The following is a 19,895-nucleotide window of genomic DNA, read 5'->3' as shown; positions in this document are numbered from 1 at the left end:
CCGTTGGATCTGCAAGCGCGCGAGTCACTTCCGCCTGCACCGACATGTAGCCATTCGCCTGGCCGGGCTGCTCGGTGCTCTACGGCCGCAAGACCACGGCGTTGACGTGGGCGATGGAGGGCCTGGCGTGGCGACTGACGCGGGTCACCCGATTCTGGGACCGGGACTACTACCGCACCTACACCGAGCAGCCCGGCCAGGCGAATGGCTACATGTCGGTGCAGGCGGAAGTGACTCGCGCGCTTGCAGATCCAACGGATTTCCGGGACGTGGTGCGCGGTTCACCGGGCTGGCGGCGCAAGGCCTCGGGCATGGCGCGCGACACCGCAACCGATTCGCGGCCCGCATTCGTCGTCGACGACGGCAGCTACGTGTCGGCCCGCTGGCCCGGCGACACCCACACCTTTGCCGCTGCCTTGTCGCGAAAGCTCAACTGACGCAACTAGGTTGAGGCGCTCGCCAAATGTTCGCCGAAGAACGCGAAAACGCGGCGCCAGGCGTCCTCGGTGGCGGCCTCGTCATAGCCGAAACCGGTGATCCTGAGCAGTGATTGGGCGGGCAGATCGTTGGCGAAGCTGTGCCCGACGCCGGGATAGACCTTAACGTCGGCCGTGATGTTCTTTCTGGCGATGACCTCGTTCAGCTTCTCGGGCGCGCCTCGGCCCAGCGGGTCCTTCGCGCCGAAGCTGGCCACGATCGGGCACGCCCCGTCCAGCGTCTTGTCGAGGTTGCGGGGCAGGGGAGCGCCATAGAACGGTGCGGAGGCGCCGAACCCCTTGGGCGACATCACCAGTGCGAACTGGCCGCCCATGCAGAAACCCGCGATGCCGATTTGACCCGAACATTCGGGCATGGCCTTCAGGTGATCGCGGGCGGCCAGGATGTCGGAGAGGGCGCGGCCGCGCTGCGTCTGCAGCTCCTTCATCACCCGGGTGATGCAACGGATCCGGCCGCCCCGCGCGTACATGTTCGGGGTGATCGACACATAGCCGGCCTCAGCGATGCGCTTGTTCGTCGACTCTTTGTCCCGGCCGTATCCGAACGCGTCGTGAACCACCACGACACCGGGCCACGGGCCCGGGCTCGAGGGCAGGTCCAGCAGCGCGTCGATCGGTCCTTCGGGCGTGTCGATCTCAATCGTGGTCATAGCGTCATCTAACTGCAATCGACCCGGACATCACCATGGGAACTTCGACGCGGTCGGCGGACGTTGGCCAGACATGCTGTCACGGCTGTTTGTCATCTACGCCGTCGCGGAGCTGGCGGCGAGCATCGCCCTGGCTTCGGCGATCGGATGGGGCTGGACTGTGCTGGTGTTGCTGGGCACCTTCGTGCTCGGCTGGGGCCTGATGGTGCCGATGATGGGATCGCACGTCCTACGCCAGATCGCTCACCTGCGATCCGGCCTGGCCGCTCCCCGCACCGCGGCGAGCGACGGCGCGCTCTTCGCCCTGGCCGCACTCCTGGTGCTGGTGCCCGGGCTGGTCACCACGGCGTTGGGGCTGTTGCTGCTGGTCCGGCCCGTCCGTTCGGCCGTCGGCCCGGGGCTGGCGGCGGTCGCGATGCGCGGGCTGCGGCGGCGGATGCCGTTGCTCGCGGACGCGACGCTGTTCGGCGCGGGCCCGCGCCAGGGCGGCGCCCCCGCGGGCGCCGACTACATCGACGGTGAGGTGGTGGACGTGCGGGATTTCAAACCGCCCGCCCTGCCGACCGAGCCGGTGCGCGGTGGATTCCCGGGACGGCCCGGCTGGGACTGAACATCGCCCGCCGCCCCACGTAGTTTTGCCCTGTGACTGCAACCACGCTGCTGGTCAACGGCCGGGTGCACAGCCCGACCCATCCCGACGCCACCGCCATGGCGGTGCGGGACGGCGTCGTGGCGTGGCTGGGCAGCGATGACATCGGCCGCAGCCTGTTCCCGGCGGCGGACATCGAGGACCTGGACGGCGGTTTCGTGGCGCCCGGCTTCGTCGACAGCCACATCCATCTGACCGCCACCGGCCTGACGCTGAGCGGGCTGGACCTGCGCACGGCGGGTTCGCGCGCGCAGTGCATCCAGATGGTCGCCGACTACGCGGCCGCCCACCCCGGCCGGCCGGTGTGGGGACACGGCTGGGACGAATCGTCGTGGCCGGAGAACGCCGCGCCAGCGACCGCCGACCTGGACGCCGTCCTCGGGGACCGGCCCGCCTATTTGTCCAGGGTGGACGTCCACTCCGCGCTGGCCTCGACCGGACTGCGCCGGCTGGCCGCCGACCTGCCGGCGGCGCCGGGCTTCAGCCCCGACGGTCCGCTCAGCGGCGACGCCCATCACCTGGTCCGCGCCGTCGCGCGCGGCCTGCTGGCGCCCGAGCAACTGGCCGAGGCCCGTGGGGCCGCCCTGCGGGCGGCCGCGGCAGCCGGCATCGTCGCGGTGCACGAATGCGCCGGACCCGAGATCGGCGGGCTGGACGACTGGCTGCAGCTGCAGGCGCTGGAGCACGGCGTCGAGGTGACCGGCTATTGGGGCGAGGCGGTGACCACCCCCGCCCGGGCGCGCGCGCTCATCGAGGAGACCGGCGCCCGCGGGCTGGCCGGCGACCTCTTCGTCGACGGCGCACTCGGGTCGCGCACCGCCTGGCTGCACGAGCCGTACGCCGACGCCGAGAACCGGCGCGGCACCTGCTACCTCGACCCCGACCTCATCGAGGCGCACGTGCGGGCGTGCACCGAGGCGCGGGTGACCGCGGGCTTTCATGTCATCGGCGACGCCGCCGTCACGGCGGTGGTCGCGGCCTTCGAACGGGTAGTCGCGCGGCTCGGGTCGGTGGCCGTCGCCCGGTGCGGGCACCGCCTCGAGCACCTCGAGATGGTGACCGCCGAGCAGGCCAACCGGCTGGGGCAGTGGGGCGTCATCGCGAGCGTGCAACCCAACTTCGACGCGCTGTGGGGCGGCGCCGACGGCATGTACGCGCGCCGTCTGGGCGCCGAGCGAGGCAGTCAGCTCAACCCGCTCGCGCTGTTAGCATCCCAAGGCGTGCCCCTCGCGCTAGGTACCGACGCACCGGTAACGGGCCTCGACCCGTGGGCGAGCGTGCGCGCGGCGGTCAACCATCACACCCCCGGCAGCGCGGTGTCCGCGCGGGCCGCCTTCGCCGCCGCGACCCGCGGCGGCTGGCGGGCCGCCGGGGTGCACGACGGCAAGACCGGGACCCTGGTGCCCGGCGCGCCGGCCTCCTACGCCGTCTGGGACGCCGGGGCCCTGGACGTCCACGCGCCCCGCGACGCCGTTCAGCGCTGGTCGACCGACCCGCGCGCCCGGGTGCCGGCCCTGCCCCGCCTGGGCCCGACCGACGCCTTGCCGCGGTGCCGGCGGACCGTGCATCGGGGCGCTGTCATCCATGGCTAGGGACGACGACCCCGTGGACGATCTCGGCGCAACTCGCGATAGCGACCCGATCAGCGACGAAGCGGAATCGGAACGCGATGACGAGCCCGCCGCCGTCGAGCCCGGGCCCGAAACCGACACCTCCGACGCCGGAGCCCGGCCGACCGCGGCCCGTCTGCAGGCCATGCCGGGCCGGCTGGGCGCGGCGGTGCTCGCGCGGCTGCCCGCCGTCCGGGCCGCCATGCGGCCGCGGCTGGCCCGGCTGGGGTGCGCCACCGCGGGCGGTGTGCTGCTGTTCACCAGCTTCCCCTCCCTGAACTGGTGGTGGGCCGCGGTCGTCGCGTCCGCGCTGCTGGCCTGGGTGCTCAAACACCCCGCGACCACGCCGGCGGGCGGTCTGGGCTACGGGTTCTTGTTCGGGCTGGCCTTCTATCTGCCGCTGCTGCCCTGGATCAGCACCCTCGTCGGCGCCGTGCCCTGGGCGGTGTTGGCGATGACATGCGCGCTGTTCCCCGCCCTGTTCGGGCTGTGCGCCGTGCTGGTGCGCGGGTTGCCGGGCTGGCCCGTCTGGTTCGCCCTGGTGTGGACCGCCCAGGAGTGGCTGAAATCCACCCTGCCGTTTGGCGGCTTCCCCTGGGGCGTGGTGGCATTCGGCCAGGCGCAGGGCCCCTTCCTGCCGCTGGCGAAGCTCGGCGGCGCCGCGCTGCTCTCCCTGGCGATCGTGCTGATCGGCTTCAGCGCGACCGCCATCGCAATCGAGATCGTGAAGTGGTGGCACGCCGGCCGTCGGGCGCGAAGCGGCGACCAACCGCCGAACGCCGATGCGGCACCGCCGGCGGTGGTCCTGCCGGGCGTCTGCATATGCCTCGTGTTGTTCGCGTCGGTCATCGTCTGGCCGCAGGTGCGGCACGCCGGCACCGGGTCAGGCGGCGAGCCCTCGGTCACCGTCGCGGCGGTGCAGGGCAACGTGCCGCGGCTGGGCCTCGACTTCAACGCGCAACGCCGGGCGGTGCTCGACAACCACGTCCACGAGACGCTGCGGCTGGCGGAGGACGTGCGCTCCGGGCAGGCGCCGCAACCGCAATTCGTCATCTGGCCGGAAGACTCCTCGGACATCGATCCGCTGGCCAATGTCGACGCCGCGCTGGAGATATCGCAGGCCGCGACCGCGATCGGCGCCCCGATACTCATCGGCACCGTGTCCGAACTGCCCGGCAGCCCGCCGGACAACCCGCAATACACCAACACGATGATCGTGTGGAACCCGTCAACCGGCCCCGCGGACCGGCACGACAAGGAGATCGTGCAACCGTTCGGCGAATACCTGCCGATGCCCTGGCTGTTTCGGCATCTCTCCGGCTATGCCAACCGCGCCGGGAACATGGTGCCCCGGCCGGGCAGCGACGTCGTGCACATCGCCGGGGTGCCGGTCGGGGTCGCCACCTGCTGGGAAGTGATCTTCGACCGGGTCCCGCGCAAGGCGGTGCTCAACGGTGCCCAGTTGCTGGCCGTGCCGAGCAACAACGCCACCTTCAACAAGACGATGAGCGAACAGCAGCTGGGATTCGCCAAGGTGCGCGCGGTCGAGCACGACCGATACGTGGTGGTCGCCGGCACCACGGGCATCAGCGCGGTGATCGCGCCGGACGGCGCCGAACTGGTGCGCACGGACTTCTTCCAGCCCGACTACCTGGACATCCAGGTGCGGCTGAAGACCAAACTGACGCCGGCGACGCGGTGGGGCCCGCTGCTGCAGTGGCTCCTGGTCGCGGCGGCCGGAGCGGCCATCCTGGCCGGGATACGGCACAATAGATGGTTCCCGCGTCCCATTCGTCAGAGGTCCGAGGCCCCGGACGAATCCCCGAACGGCGGTGCGCCCGCGGGCGACAGCCCGCCCGACGAGGCCGACTCAGCCAGTCCGCCCGAGGAGGGCGGGGACCAGACGCCGCCGGACACCGACGGTGACTACACTCCGCCCCACGAGGGCGGCCGACGACCGTCGCGCCATTCCGGCCGACACAGAGGAGCTACATGACCACCGGCCAGCCGGCGCCCCGGGTCCCGGGGAGCCGTCCCAGCGAACGCGTCCTGGTGATCATCCCCACCTACAACGAGCGGGAGAACCTGCCGGTGATCCACCGGCGGCTGAAGGACGCCTGCCCCCACGTGCACCTGCTCATCGTCGACGACAGCAGCCCCGACGGCACGGGCGAGCTCGCCGAGAAACTGGCGGCCGCCGATGCCGGTCGCACCCACGTGATGCACCGCACCGCTAAGGACGGGCTGGGTGCCGCCTACCTGGCGGGCTTCGCCTGGGGGCTGAGCCGCGACTACTCGGTGCTGGTCGAAATGGACGCCGACGGCAGCCACGCCCCCGAGCAGCTGCACCTGCTGCTGGACGCCGTCGACGCCGGAGCCGATCTGGCCATCGGTTCCCGCTACGTGGAGGGCGGGGCGGTGCGAAATTGGCCGTGGCGGCGCTGGGCGCTGTCGTGGACGGCCAACACCTATGCGCGGCTCGCGCTGGGTATCGGTGTGCATGACATCACCGCCGGTTACCGCGCCTACCGCCGCGAGGTCCTCGAGGCGATCGGGCTCGATGCGGTCGATTCCAAGGGCTACTGCTTCCAGATAGACCTGACCTGGCGCACCGTCTGCGGCGGGTTCGTCATCGCCGAGGTGCCCATCACCTTCACCGAACGCGAGCTTGGCGTCTCCAAGATGAGCGGCTCCAACATCCGCGAGGCGCTGGTCAAGGTGACCCGCTGGGGCATCGAAGGCCGCAGGACCCGCGCCGGCAGCCAGCGCGCCGACAACCGCACCTAAGCGGCCGGGCTCAGCCCCGGCGGCGGGTGCGGATGATTTCGAGCCGCTCCTTGAGCAGCTCTTCGAGTTCTTCGACGCTGCGACGCTCGAGCAACATGTCCCAGTGCGTGCGCGGTGGCTTCACCTTCTTCGGCTCGGGCAGGTCGCCCTCGATCAGGGTGCCTTCCATGCCGTTGCGGCACAGCCAGGTGCCGGGGATCTCGGCGTCGTCGGCGAAGGGGACCTCGAACTCCTCGCCGTTCTCGGTGCGGTACCGCGCGATCTGGCGCGGCGCGAGGTCGTGGTTGCGGTCGGTCTCGTAGCTCACGGCTCCGAGGCGACTGCCCCTAAGAACGCGATCAGCCATGTTGCTACTCCTCTGGGTCCTCTGAGCTGTCGGGCAAGTATGTCCGTTCGGCAAACGTTGCGGCGCTCCGCGTAGTTCCCGCGATGGGCCGCCGGCGTACGCGACGCGGCCTTCAATGATACCGGGATCGCCGCGCAATCCCGATAAAGTCGGCAGGCGTGAGCCGTCGCACCCACCCGCAGCCGTGCCGCTGGTGCGGTCGAGACGTGTCCGACGCCGGGATGGGACGGCGCCGCCAGTACTGCCGGCAGTCGTGCCGGCAGCGGGCATACGAACAGCGCGCCTCGCTGACCCGGGGCGGCGGCGGAGCCGGCCTGGCGCTGCCCGCCGACGCGATCGTGCTGTCGGCCGACGACGCAGCCGACCTGTCGGACCGGGTCTACCAGGTGCGGTGCGCCGCGGAAGACGTCGCCACCGCCCTGGAAGAGGGGGCCCCGGCGACCGAACTGCGAGAATTGTGCGACGTGCTGATCAGCGCCGCCCGGGCCGCCGACGGCTGGCGCCGGGCGGGTGTCTGACCGCTCTGACCACCAGCGATGCTCAGCCGGGTACAGTCGCGCCATGGACGGCGCGTCAGTTGTACCGCGGTGCACTCGGGTCCGGGCAGGCCACGAGACCCGCGGGCGCAGCGGCGCGTCGCGCGCGCCAAAGCCGGTCCTCCTGTAGCAGCCGGGAGCATCGGACGTTTTGAAATCCCGTCGGAGTTGGCCATACTCACCAGCGACATTCTTGGGCCGGAGAGCAGCACGACTTCGCATCGTGCAGCAATTTCCGTGACTCGGCGAGAGTCGCATCGGGGCAGCTGACGGCCAAGTTAGGCGAGAGGTAGTGATGGTGGATCAACTCCAGCATGCGACCGAAGCGCTGCGCAAAGCGCTGGTCCAGGTCGAGCGCCTGAAACGCACCAACCGTGCGCTGCTGGAGCGGTCGAGCGAGCCGATCGCGATCGTCGGCATGTCCTGCCGGTTCCCCGGCGGAGTCGAGACCCCAGAAGACCTGTGGCAGATGGTCGCCGACGGCCGCGACGTCATCACCGAATTCCCCACCGATCGCGGCTGGGACCTGGCGAGCCTGTTCGACCCGGACCCCGACGCCCGCCACAAGACGTACGCGCAGACCGGCGGTTTCGTGGACGGTGTCGCCGACTTCGATCCGGCGTTCTTCGGCATCGCGCCGAGCGAGGCGCTCGCCATGGATCCGCAGCACCGGATGCTGCTGGAGCTGTCCTGGGAGGCCCTGGAGCGGGCCGGGATCGATCCGAGTGGCCTCCGGGGCAGCGCCACCGGCGTGTTCGCCGGCCTCATCGTCCAGGGCTACGGCATGCTCGCCGAGGAGATCGAGGGCTACCGCCTGACCGGCATGACCTCCAGCGTCGCTTCGGGCCGGGTGTCGTACGTGCTGGGGCTGGAGGGCCCGGCGGTCTCGGTGGACACCGCTTGCTCGTCGTCGCTGGTGGCGTTGCACATGGCGGTGCAGTCGCTGCGCTCGGGCGAGTGCGATCTGGCGCTTGCCGGGGGCGCGACCGTCAACGCCACCCCGACCGTGTTCGTCGAGTTCAGTCGCCACCGCGGGCTGGCCCCGGACGGCCGCTGCAAGGCCTACGCCGGAGCGGCCGACGGCGTCGGTTGGTCGGAGGGCGGCGCGATGCTGGTCGTCGAGCGGCTGTCGGATGCGCGGCGGCTGGGCCATCCGGTGCTGGCGGTGGTGCGCGGCTCGGCGGTCAACCAGGACGGTGCGTCGAACGGGTTGACCGCGCCCAACGGTCCGTCGCAGCAGCGGGTGGTGCGCGCGGCGCTGGCCAACGCCGGCTTGTCGCCGGCCGACGTCGACGTCGTCGAGGGCCACGGCACGGGCACCACGCTGGGTGACCCCATCGAGGCCCAGGCGCTGTTGGCGACCTACGGCCAGGATCGCCCCGAGCCGCTGTGGCTGGGTTCGATCAAGTCGAACATGGGTCACACCCAGGCCGCCGCCGGCGTGGCCGGGGTGATCAAGATGGTCCAAGCCATGCGCCACGAGATATTGCCTGCCACATTGCATGTCGACGCGCCCAGCCCGCACGTGGATTGGTCGGCGGGGTCGGTGTCACTGCTGACCGAGGCGCAACCCTGGGCGGCCGAACGGCCGCGTAGGGCCGGCGTGTCGTCGTTCGGCATCAGCGGCACCAACGCGCACGTGATCGTCGAGGCGGCGCCGGCGCCCGAGCCGCCGGAGGACCGCCCGAAGCCGGCGGTGGTGCCGTGGGTGGTGTCGGCGAAGTCGTTGTCGGCGTTGAGGTCTCAGGCCGCCCGGCTGGCTGGACACGTTCGCGGCCACGAGGAGCTCGAGGTCGCCGACGTGGCTTGGACGCTGGCCGGCCGCGCGACCTTCGAGCATCGGGCCGTCGTCGTCGGTGGCGACCGGGACCGATTGCTGGCCGGGCTGGACGAATTGGCCGGCTCCGAGATGGCGGACCTCACCGGTTCGGTGATCCAGGGCTCCGCGGTGCCGGCGGGCAAGAACGTCTTCGTGTTCCCCGGCCAGGGTTCGCAGTGGCTGGGCATGGGCGTCGAATTGCTGGACGCCGCACCGATATTCGCCCAGCAGATCGATGCGTGCGCCGAAGCGTTCTCGGAATTCGTCGACTGGTCGCTCATCGACGTCCTGCGCGGCGCACCCGGGGCCCCGGGTATGGACCGCGTGGACGTGGTGCAGCCGGTGCTGTTCGCCGTGATGGTCTCGCTGGCGGAACTGTGGAAGTCGGTCGGGGTCAGCCCGGACGCGGTGATCGGCCATTCGCAGGGTGAGATCGCCGCGGCGTATGTCGCCGGCGCCCTGTCGCTGCGCGATGCGGCCCGGGTGGTCACGCTGCGCAGCCAACTGCTGCGATCGCTGGCCCACTCCGGGGGCATGCTGTCGATCGCGTGCAGCACCGATCGCGCGCGGGAACTGTTGGCGCCCTACGGCAACCGCGTCAGCATCGCCGCCGTCAACGGCCGCTCCGCGGTGGTGGTATCGGGTGACGTGGCGGCCCTCGACGAGCTCGTCGGGTTCTGCGCCGACCTGGAGCTGCGCACCCGACGGATCGACGTGGACTACGCGTCGCACTCGGTCGAGGTCGAGGCCATCCGTGCCGAGCTGGCCGAGGCCCTGGCCGGTATCGAGCCGCGTTCCTCGCGCATCGCCTTCTTCTCCACAGTGACCGGAAATCGTTTGGACACGGCCGGTTTGGACGCCGCCTACTGGTATCGCAACATCCGGCAGACCGTGCAGTTCGACCAGGCGGTGCGCGCCGCATGCGAGCACGGCTACCGCACCTTCATCGAGTCCAGCCCGCATCCCGCGCTGATCGCCGGTGTCGAAGACACCGCCAACGACTGCCTGAAAAACGCCGCCGGTGACTCCGAGGCCATCGTGGTTCCTACCCTGGGCCGCGACGACGGCGGACTCGGGCGGTTCCTGACGTCGGCCGCCGTCGCGTTCGCCGCGGGCGTCAGCGTGAGTTGGCGCGGCGTGTTGACCGGCGCGAGCTTCGTGGAGCTGCCGACGTACGCCTTTGACCGGCGCAGGTTTTGGCTGTCCGGCGAGGGCATCGGGGCGGACGCCGCGGGCCTGGGGCTGGGGACCAGCGAGCACGCCTTGCTCAGCGCGGTCGTGGAGCTGCCGGCCTCGGACGGGGTGCTGCTGACGGGTCGGCTGTCGCCGAGCCTGCAGGGCTGGCTGGCCGATCACGCCGTCTCTGGTGCCGCGGTGTTCCCGGGCGCGGGCTTCGTCGAGCTGGCGATCCGGGCCGGCGACGAAGTCGGTTGTCCGGTGGTGGACGAGTTGACGCTGCAGGCGCCCCTGATGCTGTCCGCCTCGAGTTCGGTTGCCGTACAGGTGGTTGTCGGCGCCGGCGACGAATCGGGCCGGCGCGCCGTGTCGGTGTTTTCCCGCGCCGACGCCGGTTCGGGATGGGTATGCCACGCCGAAGGCATGCTGAGCTCCCGGTCGATCGAGGCCGCCGCCGACCTGTCGGTGTGGCCGCCCGAGGGTGCGGTCGCGGTGGACCTGGCCGACAGCTACGACCAGTTGGCGGCGCACGGATACGGTTACGGCCCGGCGTTTCGGGGGCTGACGGCGACGTGGATCCGCGGCGACGAAGTGTTCGCCGAAGTGCGGCTGCCGGACGCGGCGGGAGGCGTCAGCGGGTTCGGCGTCCATCCGGCATTGCTCGACGCGGCAATGCACGCCGTCATCATGGCCCAGCAGGCGGCGGGCCGGCCCGTCGATGTGATGTTGCCGTTCTCGTGGCAGGATGTCTCGCTGCATGCCGCGGGCGCGACCGCGGTCCGCGCGCGGATCGCGCCCACCGCCCGGCAGGGCGGCGGGGGCACCACCGCGATCTCGATCGAGCTCGCCGACGGGCTGGGCTTGCCGGTGTTGACGGTCGGCGCAATGGTTGCCCGTCCGGTCAGCGAGCGCCAGCTGCGCGCGGCGGTGTCGAGCTCGGGTCCCGAGCGACTCTTCGAGGTCGCCTGGTCGCCTTCGGCCGCCCCGGCCGCCAGCGACCCGGCGCCCTCCTACGGGATCGTGGAATCCGTTGTCACCGAACAGGATCCCGTCACCGCGAGCTACCAGCGCACCCACGAGGCGCTCAGCGCGGTGCAAGCCTGGTTGGCCGAGCGCGACTCCGGGGTGTTGATCGTTGCGACCCGCGGCGCGGTGGGATTGGCGGGCGAGGACGTCAGCGACCTGGCCGGCTCGGCCGTATGGGGCCTGGTGCGCTCGGCGCAAACGGAACACCCGGGCCGCATCGTCCTGGTGGATTGCGATGTGCCGCTGGATGATCAGGTGGCGGCGTCGGTGCTCGCGGCCGGCGAGCCGCAGGTACTGTTGCGCGGCGGCCAGCTTTACACCCCACGCGTGCGGCCCAGCCGCGCAGCCGACGACCTTCTGGTGCCCCCGGCCGAGGGACCCTGGCGACTGGGCATCAGCAGCGCCGGCACCTTCGAAAACCTAAGGCTGGAGCCGGTTCCCAACGCCGCCGCGCCGTTGGAGCCGGGCCAGGTCCGCGTCGCGCTGCGCGCCATCGCCGCCAACTTCCGCGACATCATGATCACCCTGGGCATGTTCACCCACGACGCGCTGCTCGGCGGTGAGGGCGCCGGCGTGGTCACCGAAGTCGGCCCGGGCGTCACCGATTTCGCGGTCGGCGACTCGGTGTACGGGTTCTTCCCCGACGGCAGCGGCACGCTGGTCGCCGGCGATGTGCGCCTGCTGCAGCCGATGCCGGCTGATTGGTCGTACGCCGAAGCCGCCGCCATCTCGGCCGTCTTCACCACCGCGTACATGGCCTTCGTGCACCTGGCCCAGGTCAAGCCGGGGCAGCGGGTGCTGGTGCACGCCGCCGCCGGCGGTGTGGGCATGGCCGCCGTTCAGTTGGGCCGGCACCTCGGCCTCGAGATCTTCGCGACGGCCAGCCGGGGCAAGTGGGACACGTTGCGAGCCATGGGTTTCGACGACGACCACATCTCGGATTCCCGCAGCCTGGAATTCGAGGACAAATTCCGCGCGGTGACCGGTGGCCGCGGCATGGACGTGGTGCTGGATTCGCTGGCAGGCGATTTCGTGGATGCCTCGCTGCGGCTGGTGGCCCCCGGCGGCATGTTCCTGGAGATGGGCAAGACCGACATCCGCGATCCCGGTGTGATCGCGCAGGAGTATCCGGGCGTGCGCTACCGCGCCTTCGACCTCTTCGAGCCCGGCCGGCCGCGGATGCACCAGTGGATGATCGAGCTGGCCGGTCTTTTCGACGCCGGCGTGCTGCGGCCACTGCCGGTGACCACCTTCGACATTCGGCGCGCTCGGGCGGCGTTGCGATACCTGAGCCAGGCCCGCCACATCGGCAAGGTCGTCATGACGCTTCCCGTCCCGTGGACCGCGGGCACCGTGCTGATCACCGGCGGGACCGGAATGGCGGGTTCGACGCTCGCCCGGCACCTGGTGACCGAACACGGGGTGCAGAACCTGGTGTTGCTGAGCCGCAGCGGCTCCGCCGCGGCCGGGTCGGCCGAGTTGGTCGCCGAGTTGGAGCGCGCCGGCGCCCGTGCGCGGGTGGTCGCGTGCGACGCCGCCGACCGCGAGGCGCTGGCCGCCGTGCTCGCCGAGATACCGGCGAGCCACCCGCTGACCGGGGTCATCCATGCCGCCGGCGTCCTCGACGACGCGGTCGTCACCTCGTTGACTCCGGAACGCGTGGATGCGGTGTTGCGCGCCAAGGTGAATGCCGCCTGGAACCTGCACGAGCTCACCCGCGGTCTCGACCTGTCGGTGTTCGTCATGTTCTCGTCGATGGCCGGCCTCGTCGGGTCGTCGGGGCAAGCCAACTATGCGGCGGCCAACTCCTTCCTCGACGGACTCGCCGCGCACCGGCGGGCCCACGGGCTGCCGGCCATCTCGCTGGGATGGGGGCTGTGGGATCAGGCCAGCGCGATGACCGGTGGGCTGGACGCCGCCGACCTCGCGCGGCTGGGCCGCGACGGTATCCTGGCGTTGTCGTCGGACGAGGCGATGGATTTGTTCGACACCGCGGTGATCCTCGACGAGCCGTTCCTGGCCCCCGCCCGCATCGACCTGAACGCGCTGCGCGCGCACGCGGCCGCGGTGCCACCCATGTTCGCCGACCTGGTCAACGCGCCGGCGCGGCGCCAGGTCGACGACTCGCTCGCGGCCGCCAAGTCGAAATCGGCTCTGGCCCACCGTCTGCACGGGCTGCCCGAGGCCGAACAGCAGGCCGTGCTGCTGGACCTGGTGCGCTCGCACATTGCCACCGTCTTGGGCAACACCACGCCGGAGGCGATCGACCCGGACAAGGCGTTCCAGGACCTGGGCTTCGACTCGCTGACCGCGGTCGAAATGCGCAACCGGCTGAAAACCGCCACCGGGCTTGCGCTTTCACCCACCCTCATCTTCGACTACCCGACGCCCAACGGCCTGGCGGGCTACATCCGCGGCGAACTCGCCGGGGCGCCGCGGGAGATTGCGCCCGCCCCGGTCGCCCGCCAGGTCGGCGACGACCCGATCGTGATCGTCGGCATGTCCTGCCACTATCCGGGCGGGGTGAATTCCCCCGACGACCTGTGGCAGATGCTTGTCGATCGCCGCGACGTGCTCTCGGAGTTCCCCACCGACCGTGGCTGGGACCTGGCCGGCATCTACAGCCCGGATCCCGACGTCCCGGGCACCTGCTACACCCGCACCGGCGGCTTTGTGGACGGCGTCGCGGACTTCGACCCGGCGTTCTTCGGCATCGCGCCGAGCGAGGCGCTGGCGATGGACCCGCAGCAGCGGATGTTCCTGGAGCTGTCCTGGGAAGCGTTGGAGCGGGCCGGAATTGACCCCGCCGCGTTGCGGGGCAGCGCCACCGGCATGTTCGCCGGCGTGTACACCCAGGGCTACGGCATGGGGGCCGCCCCGGCCGCCGAGGGCTTCCGCCTGACCGGGCAGTCGTCGAGCGTGGCGTCGGGACGGGTGTCATACGTGCTGGGGCTGGAGGGCCCCGCGGTGTCGGTCGACACGGCGTGCTCGTCGTCGTTGGTGGCGCTGCACATGGCGGCGCAGTCGCTGCGCTCGGGCGAGTGCGACCTGGCGCTTGCGGGTGGCGTCACCGTCAACGCCACACCCGACATCTTCGTGGAGTTCAGCCGCATGCGGGGGTTGTCCGCCGATGGCCGGTGCAAGGCGTACGCGGGGGCCGCCGATGGCACCGGGTTCTCCGAGGGCGGCGGAATGCTTGTCCTGGAACGCCTGTCGGACGCGCAGCGACTGGGCCACCCGGTGCTGGCGGTGGTGCGCGGTTCGGCGATCAACTCCGACGGCGCATCCAACGGCCTGACCGCCCCCAACGGCCCGTCCCAGCAACGTGTGGTCCGTGCGGCGCTGGCCAACGCGGGGTTGTCCGCGGCCGAGGTCGACGCGGTCGAGGGCCACGGCACGGGCACCACGTTGGGTGATCCCATCGAGGCCCAGGCGTTGCTGGCCACCTACGGGCAGGACCGCGCCGAGCCGCTGCTGTTGGGATCAATCAAGTCGAACATGGGTCACACCCAGGCCGCCGCAGGCGTGGCCGGTGTCATCAAGATGGTGCTGGCGATGCGCCACGACCTACTGCCGGCCACCCTGCACGTCGACGAGCCCAGCCCGCACGTCGACTGGTCGGCGGGATCGGTATCGCTGCTGACCGAACACCGGGCCTGGCCGGCTATTCGCCCGCGCCGCGCCGGCGTGTCGTCGTTCGGAATCAGCGGCACCAATGCCCACGTCATCATCGAGGCCGCACCCGTCCAGGACGCACCCGCCGCCGACCGTGAGCGGCCGCCGGTGTTGCCGTGGGCGATCGCGGCAAAGTCGCTGCCCGCGTTGAGCTCTCAAGCCGATCGGCTCGCCGCGCACCTGCGCGGGCACGGCGAGCTCGACATCGCCGATGTGGCATGGTCGCTGGCGGGCCGCTCCCACTTCGAACATCGGGCCGTGGTCGTCGGTGGCGACCGCGGGCAGCTGATGGCGGGCCTGGACGAGGTGGCGACCGGTCAAGTCGTTTCGGTCGTTCAGGGGACGGCGACGCCCGGCGGCAAGACCGTCTTCGTCTTCCCCGGCCAGGGCGCCCAAATGCTCGGTATGGGAAGGGGTTTGCACGACGCGTACCCAATGTTCGCCGAGGCGTTCGACAGCGTCGTGGCGGAGCTGGACCGGCATCTGTTGCGGCCCCTGCGCGACGTCATGTGGGGAGCCGACGAAAACGTCCTGAACACCACCGAATTCGCGCAGCCGGCGTTGTTCGCGGTGGAAGTCGCCCTGTTCCGGCTGCTCGAATCCTGGGGCATTCGCCCCGACTTCGTGCTCGGCCACTCGATCGGGGAGCTGGCCGCCGCGCACGTCGCCGGCGTCCTGTCGCTACAGAATGCGGCGGTGTTGGTCGCCGCCCGGGGCCGCTTCATGCAAGCCCTGCCCGAGGGCGGGGCGATGGTCGCCGTGCAGGCCACCGAGGAGGAAGTGCGCCCGCTGCTCGTGCCAGAGGTCGGCATCGCCGCGGTCAACGGGCCTGCGTCCGTGGTCATTTCGGGCGCCGAGGACGCAGTGAGCGCGATCGCGGACCAACTCCGCGCCGACGGCCGCCGCGTCCATCGGTTGGCGGTGTCGCACGCGTTCCACTCGCCGTTGATGGAACCGATGATCGACGAGTTCGGCACGGTCGCCGCCGGGCTCGCCGTCGGCAAACCGACGATACCGATCGTGTCGAACGTGACCGGGCAGCTGGCGGCCGACGATTTCGCCTCGCCCGCCTACTGGAAGCGGCACATTCGCGAAGCGGTGCGGTTCGCCGACAGCGTCCGCTACGTGCACGCGGCCGGTGGCAACCGCTTCTTCGAGGTCGGCCCCGGCGGTGGACTGACGGCTTCGATCGAGGAGACGCTTCCGGACGCGCCGGTGATCACCATGTCGGCGCTGCGCAAGGACCGCCCGGAACCGGTGACGCTGACCAACGCGGTCGCGCAGGGGTTCGTAGCCGGGATGGACGTAGATTGGCGCGCCGTGGTCGGCGACGCCCATTTCGTGGAGCTGCCCACCTATGCCTTCGAGCGCCGCAGGTTCTGGCTCTCCGGTGACGGCGCGACGGTTGACGCCGCGGGGCTGGGCCTGGCGCCCGGCGAGCACGCGCTGCTCGGCGCGGTGGTCGAGCTGCCGGCATCCGGTGGAGTGGTGCTGACCGGCCGGTTGTCGCCCGGCGCACAGGGCTGGTTGGCCGACCACGCCGTCGGCGGCGTGGTGCTGTTCCCCGGCGCGGGATTCGTCGAGCTGGCCATCCGCGCCGGTGACGAGGTGGGCTGCGGAATTGTCGACGAACTGAATCTGGCTGCGCCGCTGGTGCTTCCGGACTCGGGCTCGGTTGCGGTCCAGGTCGTGGTCGGCGGCGCCGACGACTCGGGTGCCCGCGCGGTGTCGGTGTTCTCGCGTGGCGATGCGGGTGCGGGTTGGTCGTTGCACGCCGAGGGTGTGCTGCGGCCCGGGTCGGTGCAGCCGAGCGCCGACCTGTCGGCGTGGCCGCCGTTGGGTGCCACCCCGGTGGACATCGGCGACGGCTATCAGCTGCTGGCCGAGCGCGGGTATGGGTACGGGCCCGCGTTCCGTGGCCTCACCTCCATGTGGCGCCGCGGCGACGAGGTGTTCGCGGAAGTGACCCTGCCCGCCGACGCGGGGGTGTCCGCCGCCGGATTCGGCGTCCACCCGGCGATGCTCGATGCCGCGCTGCACGCGGTGATCTTGGCGTCGGGCGGCGACGAGCTCCCCGAAGGTTCGATGCTGGTGCCGTTCTCCTGGCAGCAGGTCTCCCTGCACGCCGCGGGCGCGACGGCGGTGCGGGCGCGGATCGTGCCGGTGAGTGAGTCGGCCGTGTCGATCGAACTCGCCGACGGCCTGGGCCTGCCCGTGCTGTCGGTGGCGTCGATGGTGGCCCGGCCCGTGACCGATCAGCAGCTGCTGGCGGCGGTGTCCAGCTCGGGCCCCGACCGCCTTTTCGAGGTCATCTGGTCGGCGCAACGGTCGACGTCGGTGCAGCCGGTCTCGGTCTCGCGCTGGGGCGCAACGGAATCGGACAACTTCGAAGGACAACCGTCGGCGGTCGTGTTCGAGTCGGTGCCGGTGGCGACCGACGTCGTCGCCGACGTCTACGCGGCCACGCGCGCGGTGCTGCCGGTGCTGCAGTCCTGGCTGGCCCGCGACGGGGCGGGCACCTTGGTGGTGGCGACCCGCGGCGCGATGGCGTTGCCGGGGGAGGACGTCACCGACCTGGCGGGCGCGACGGTGTGGGGACTGGTGCGCTCGGCGCAGACCGAACACCCCGGCCGGATCGTGCTGGTGGACACCGACGGCGCCCTGGACGAGGAGTCGGTCGCCGCGGCTCTGTCGGTCGGCGAGCCGCAGGTATTGCTGCGCGGCGGGGCGGTATACACCGCCCGGGTGCATGGCAGTCGCGCCGTCGGCGGCCTGCTGGTGCCGCCGGGTGACGAGCCGTGGCGGCTCGGCATGAGCAGCCCCGGCACGTTCGAGAATCTGCGGCTGGAGCGCATTCCCGACGCCGACGCCCCGCTGGCGCCGGGACAGGTCCGGGTCGCGGTCTCGGCCCTGGCCGCGAACTTCCGCGACGTGATGATCGCGCTCGGGTTGTATCCCGACCCCGACGCCGTCATGGGCATCGAGGCCTCCGGCGTCGTCATCGAAACCGCCTCGGAGGACGGACGTTTCGCGGTCGGTGACCGCGTCATGGGACTGTTCCCCGATGGCACGGGCACGATCGCCAGGACCGACCACCGGCTGCTGGCCAAGATGCCGGTCGGCTGGTCGCACATGGCCGCCGCGACGACCACGGTGGTTTTCGCCACCGCCTTCTATGCCCTGGTTGATCTGGCCGCGGCCAAGCGCGGCCAGCGGGTGCTGGTGCACGCCGCCGCCGGCGGCGTGGGGATGGCCGCGGTGCAGTTGGCCCGCCACCTCGGCCTGGAGGTCTTCGCCACCGCCAGCCGCGGCAAGTGGGACACCCTGCGGGCCATGGGCTTTGACGACGACCACATTTCGGACTCCCGCAGCCTGGAATTCGAGGACAAGTTCCGCGCCGTCACCGGCGGGCGTGGCGTGGACCTCGTGCTGGACTCCCTGTCCGGCGACTTCGTCGATGCCTCCCTGCGCCTCGTCGCCCCGGGCGGCGTGTTCCTGGAGATGGGCAAGACCGACATGCGCGCACCCGAGGCGGTCGCCGAGGCGCACCCGGGGGTGCGCTACCGCGCCTTCGATCTGTTCGAGGCCGGCCCGGACCGCATCGCCGAGATCCTCGACGAGCTGACCGCGTTGTTCGCCGATGACGTGCTGCGGCCGTTGCCCGTGACCAGGTTTGACGTACGACGGGCGGCGGCGGCGCTGCGGTATCTGAGCCAGGCCCGCCACGTGGGCAAGGTCGTGATGACTGTGCCTACTGCGCCAGGTGGTGCCCTGGGGGCCGGCACGGTGTTGATCACCGGGGCCACGGGAATGGCGGGTTCGGCGTTGGCCCGCCACGTGGTGAGCCACCACGACGCGCGCAACTTGGTGTTGGTGAGCCGGCGCGGCCTGGACGCGCCGGGCGCCGCGGAGTTGACGACCGAGCTGACGGCCGCCGGTGCCGAGGTGCACGTGGTGGCCTGCGATGCCGCCGACGGCGAGGCGCTGGCGAAGGTGATCGCCGATATCCCGGTGCACCGGCCGCTTTCGGGGGTGATCCACGCGGCCGGTGTGCTCGACGACGCGGTGATTTCCTCGCTCACCCCCGAACGGGTGGAGGCGGTGTTGCGGGCCAAGGTCGACGCGGCGTGGAACCTGCACGAGCTGACCCGCGACCTGGATATCTCTGCGTTCGTGATGTTCTCGTCGATGGCGGGGCTGGCGGGAGCGTCGGGCCAGGCCAACTACGCGGCGGCAAACTCGTTCCTGGACGGGCTGGCCGTGCACCGGCGGATGCATGGCCTGCCGGCGATGTCGCTGGCCTGGGGCCTGTGGGATCAGGCCAGCGCCATGACCGGTGCGCTCGGGGCGGCCGATCGCGCCCGCTTCGGCCGCGACGGCATTGTCGCGATGTCCTCCGACGAGGCGCTGGAACTCATGGACACCGCGCTCATCGTCGACGAGCCGTTCCTGTTGCCCGCCCACATCGACCTCGCCGCCCTGCGGGTCAAGTTCGACAACGGGACGTTGCCGCCGATGTTCGTCGATCTGATCAACGCGCCGACCCGGCGCCAGGTCGACGATTCGCTCGCCGCGGCGAAATCGAAATCGGCTCTGCTGCAACGCCTCGAAGGACTGCCCGAGGACGAGCAGCAGGCGGTGCTGCTGGACCTGGTGCGGGCCAACATCGCCACCGTGCTCGGCAGCTCCAGCCCCGAGTCCATCGACCCGGACCGCGCGTTCCAGGAGCTGGGCTTCGATTCGCTCACCGCGGTCGAGATGCGCAACCGCCTCAAATCCGCCACCGGCCTGGCGCTGTCGCCCACGCTGATCTTCGACTACCCGAACTCCGCCGCGCTGGCCGGTTACATGCACTCCGAACTCGTCGGCACAGCCGAGCAACGGGGTCCGGCCGCCGCGCCGGGGGAGGCGGAGATTCAGCGCGCCGTGGGGTCCATTCCGGTCAAGCGCCTGCGACAGGCCGGGGTGCTGGAGCTGTTGCTCGCGTTGGCGAACGAAGCCGACGGCGGTCGTGTCGACGGACAGGCACCGGCCGACGCCGCGACCTCGGAGAAGGACATCGCGGACATGGACCTTGAGGATCTCCTCAACGCGGCGCTGATGGACGACGACGAATAGCCATGA

7 protein-coding genes and 1 pseudogene are annotated in these 19,895 nt (G+C 71.1%); 6 read left to right on the top strand and 2 right to left on the bottom strand.

Features of this window, described 5'->3' with window-relative positions; translation table 11 throughout:
* The first annotated feature begins 74 nt into the window (after positions 1–74).
* Positions 75–437, top strand: a complete 363-nt coding sequence (locus A5702_RS22310; protein ID WP_231965142.1) for a hypothetical protein — start codon at positions 75–77, stop codon at positions 435–437.
* A gap of 5 nt (positions 438–442) precedes the next feature.
* Here the strand turns inward: A5702_RS22310 and A5702_RS22305 are convergent, their stop codons facing one another.
* Complete coding sequence (locus A5702_RS22305; protein ID WP_068223826.1) at positions 443–1,147, bottom strand: dienelactone hydrolase family protein; 705 nt, start codon at positions 1,145–1,147, stop codon at positions 443–445.
* Between the two features lie 73 nt (positions 1,148–1,220).
* Between A5702_RS22305 and A5702_RS22300 the strand changes: the two genes are divergently transcribed.
* The 3 genes and pseudogenes from A5702_RS22300 (at position 1,221) to lnt (ending at position 6,193) form a co-directional block, all read left to right on the top strand.
* On the top strand, positions 1,221–1,757 hold the full coding sequence (locus A5702_RS22300; RefSeq protein ID WP_068223823.1) for an FxsA family protein: 537 nt from the start codon (positions 1,221–1,223) through the stop codon (positions 1,755–1,757).
* 98 nt (positions 1,758–1,855) lie between these two features.
* Positions 1,856–3,388: an amidohydrolase gene (locus A5702_RS22295; RefSeq protein WP_068223829.1), complete on the top strand. Its 1,533-nt coding sequence runs from the start codon at positions 1,856–1,858 to the stop codon at positions 3,386–3,388.
* Positions 3,389–3,551: 163 nt separating this feature from the next.
* Positions 3,552–6,193: pseudogene (lnt, locus tag A5702_RS22290) on the top strand (apolipoprotein N-acyltransferase).
* Between the two features lie 10 nt (positions 6,194–6,203).
* On the opposite strand, the gene rbpA reads toward lnt, so the two are convergent.
* A complete protein-coding gene (rbpA, locus tag A5702_RS22280) occupies positions 6,204–6,539 on the bottom strand; it encodes an RNA polymerase-binding protein RbpA (RefSeq protein WP_007170328.1) in 336 nt (111 codons plus the stop codon).
* Between the two features lie 158 nt (positions 6,540–6,697).
* Between rbpA and A5702_RS22275 the strand changes: the two genes are divergently transcribed.
* Both A5702_RS22275 and A5702_RS22270 read left to right on the top strand, forming a co-directional pair.
* The gene (locus A5702_RS22275; protein ID WP_082459704.1) at positions 6,698–7,057 is read left to right on the top strand and encodes a hypothetical protein; all 360 of its coding nucleotides are present in this window, start codon (positions 6,698–6,700) and stop codon (positions 7,055–7,057) included.
* Between the two features lie 313 nt (positions 7,058–7,370).
* Complete coding sequence (locus A5702_RS22270) at positions 7,371–19,889, top strand: type I polyketide synthase (protein WP_068223817.1); 12,519 nt, start codon at positions 7,371–7,373, stop codon at positions 19,887–19,889.
* Positions 19,890–19,895: the final 6 nt, after the last annotated feature.

It is taken from the genome of Mycobacterium sp. E3339, from assembly GCF_001666915.1.
Lineage (GTDB): Bacteria > Actinomycetota > Actinomycetes > Mycobacteriales > Mycobacteriaceae > Mycobacterium.
This window is presented reverse-complemented; position numbering and strand designations above follow the sequence as displayed.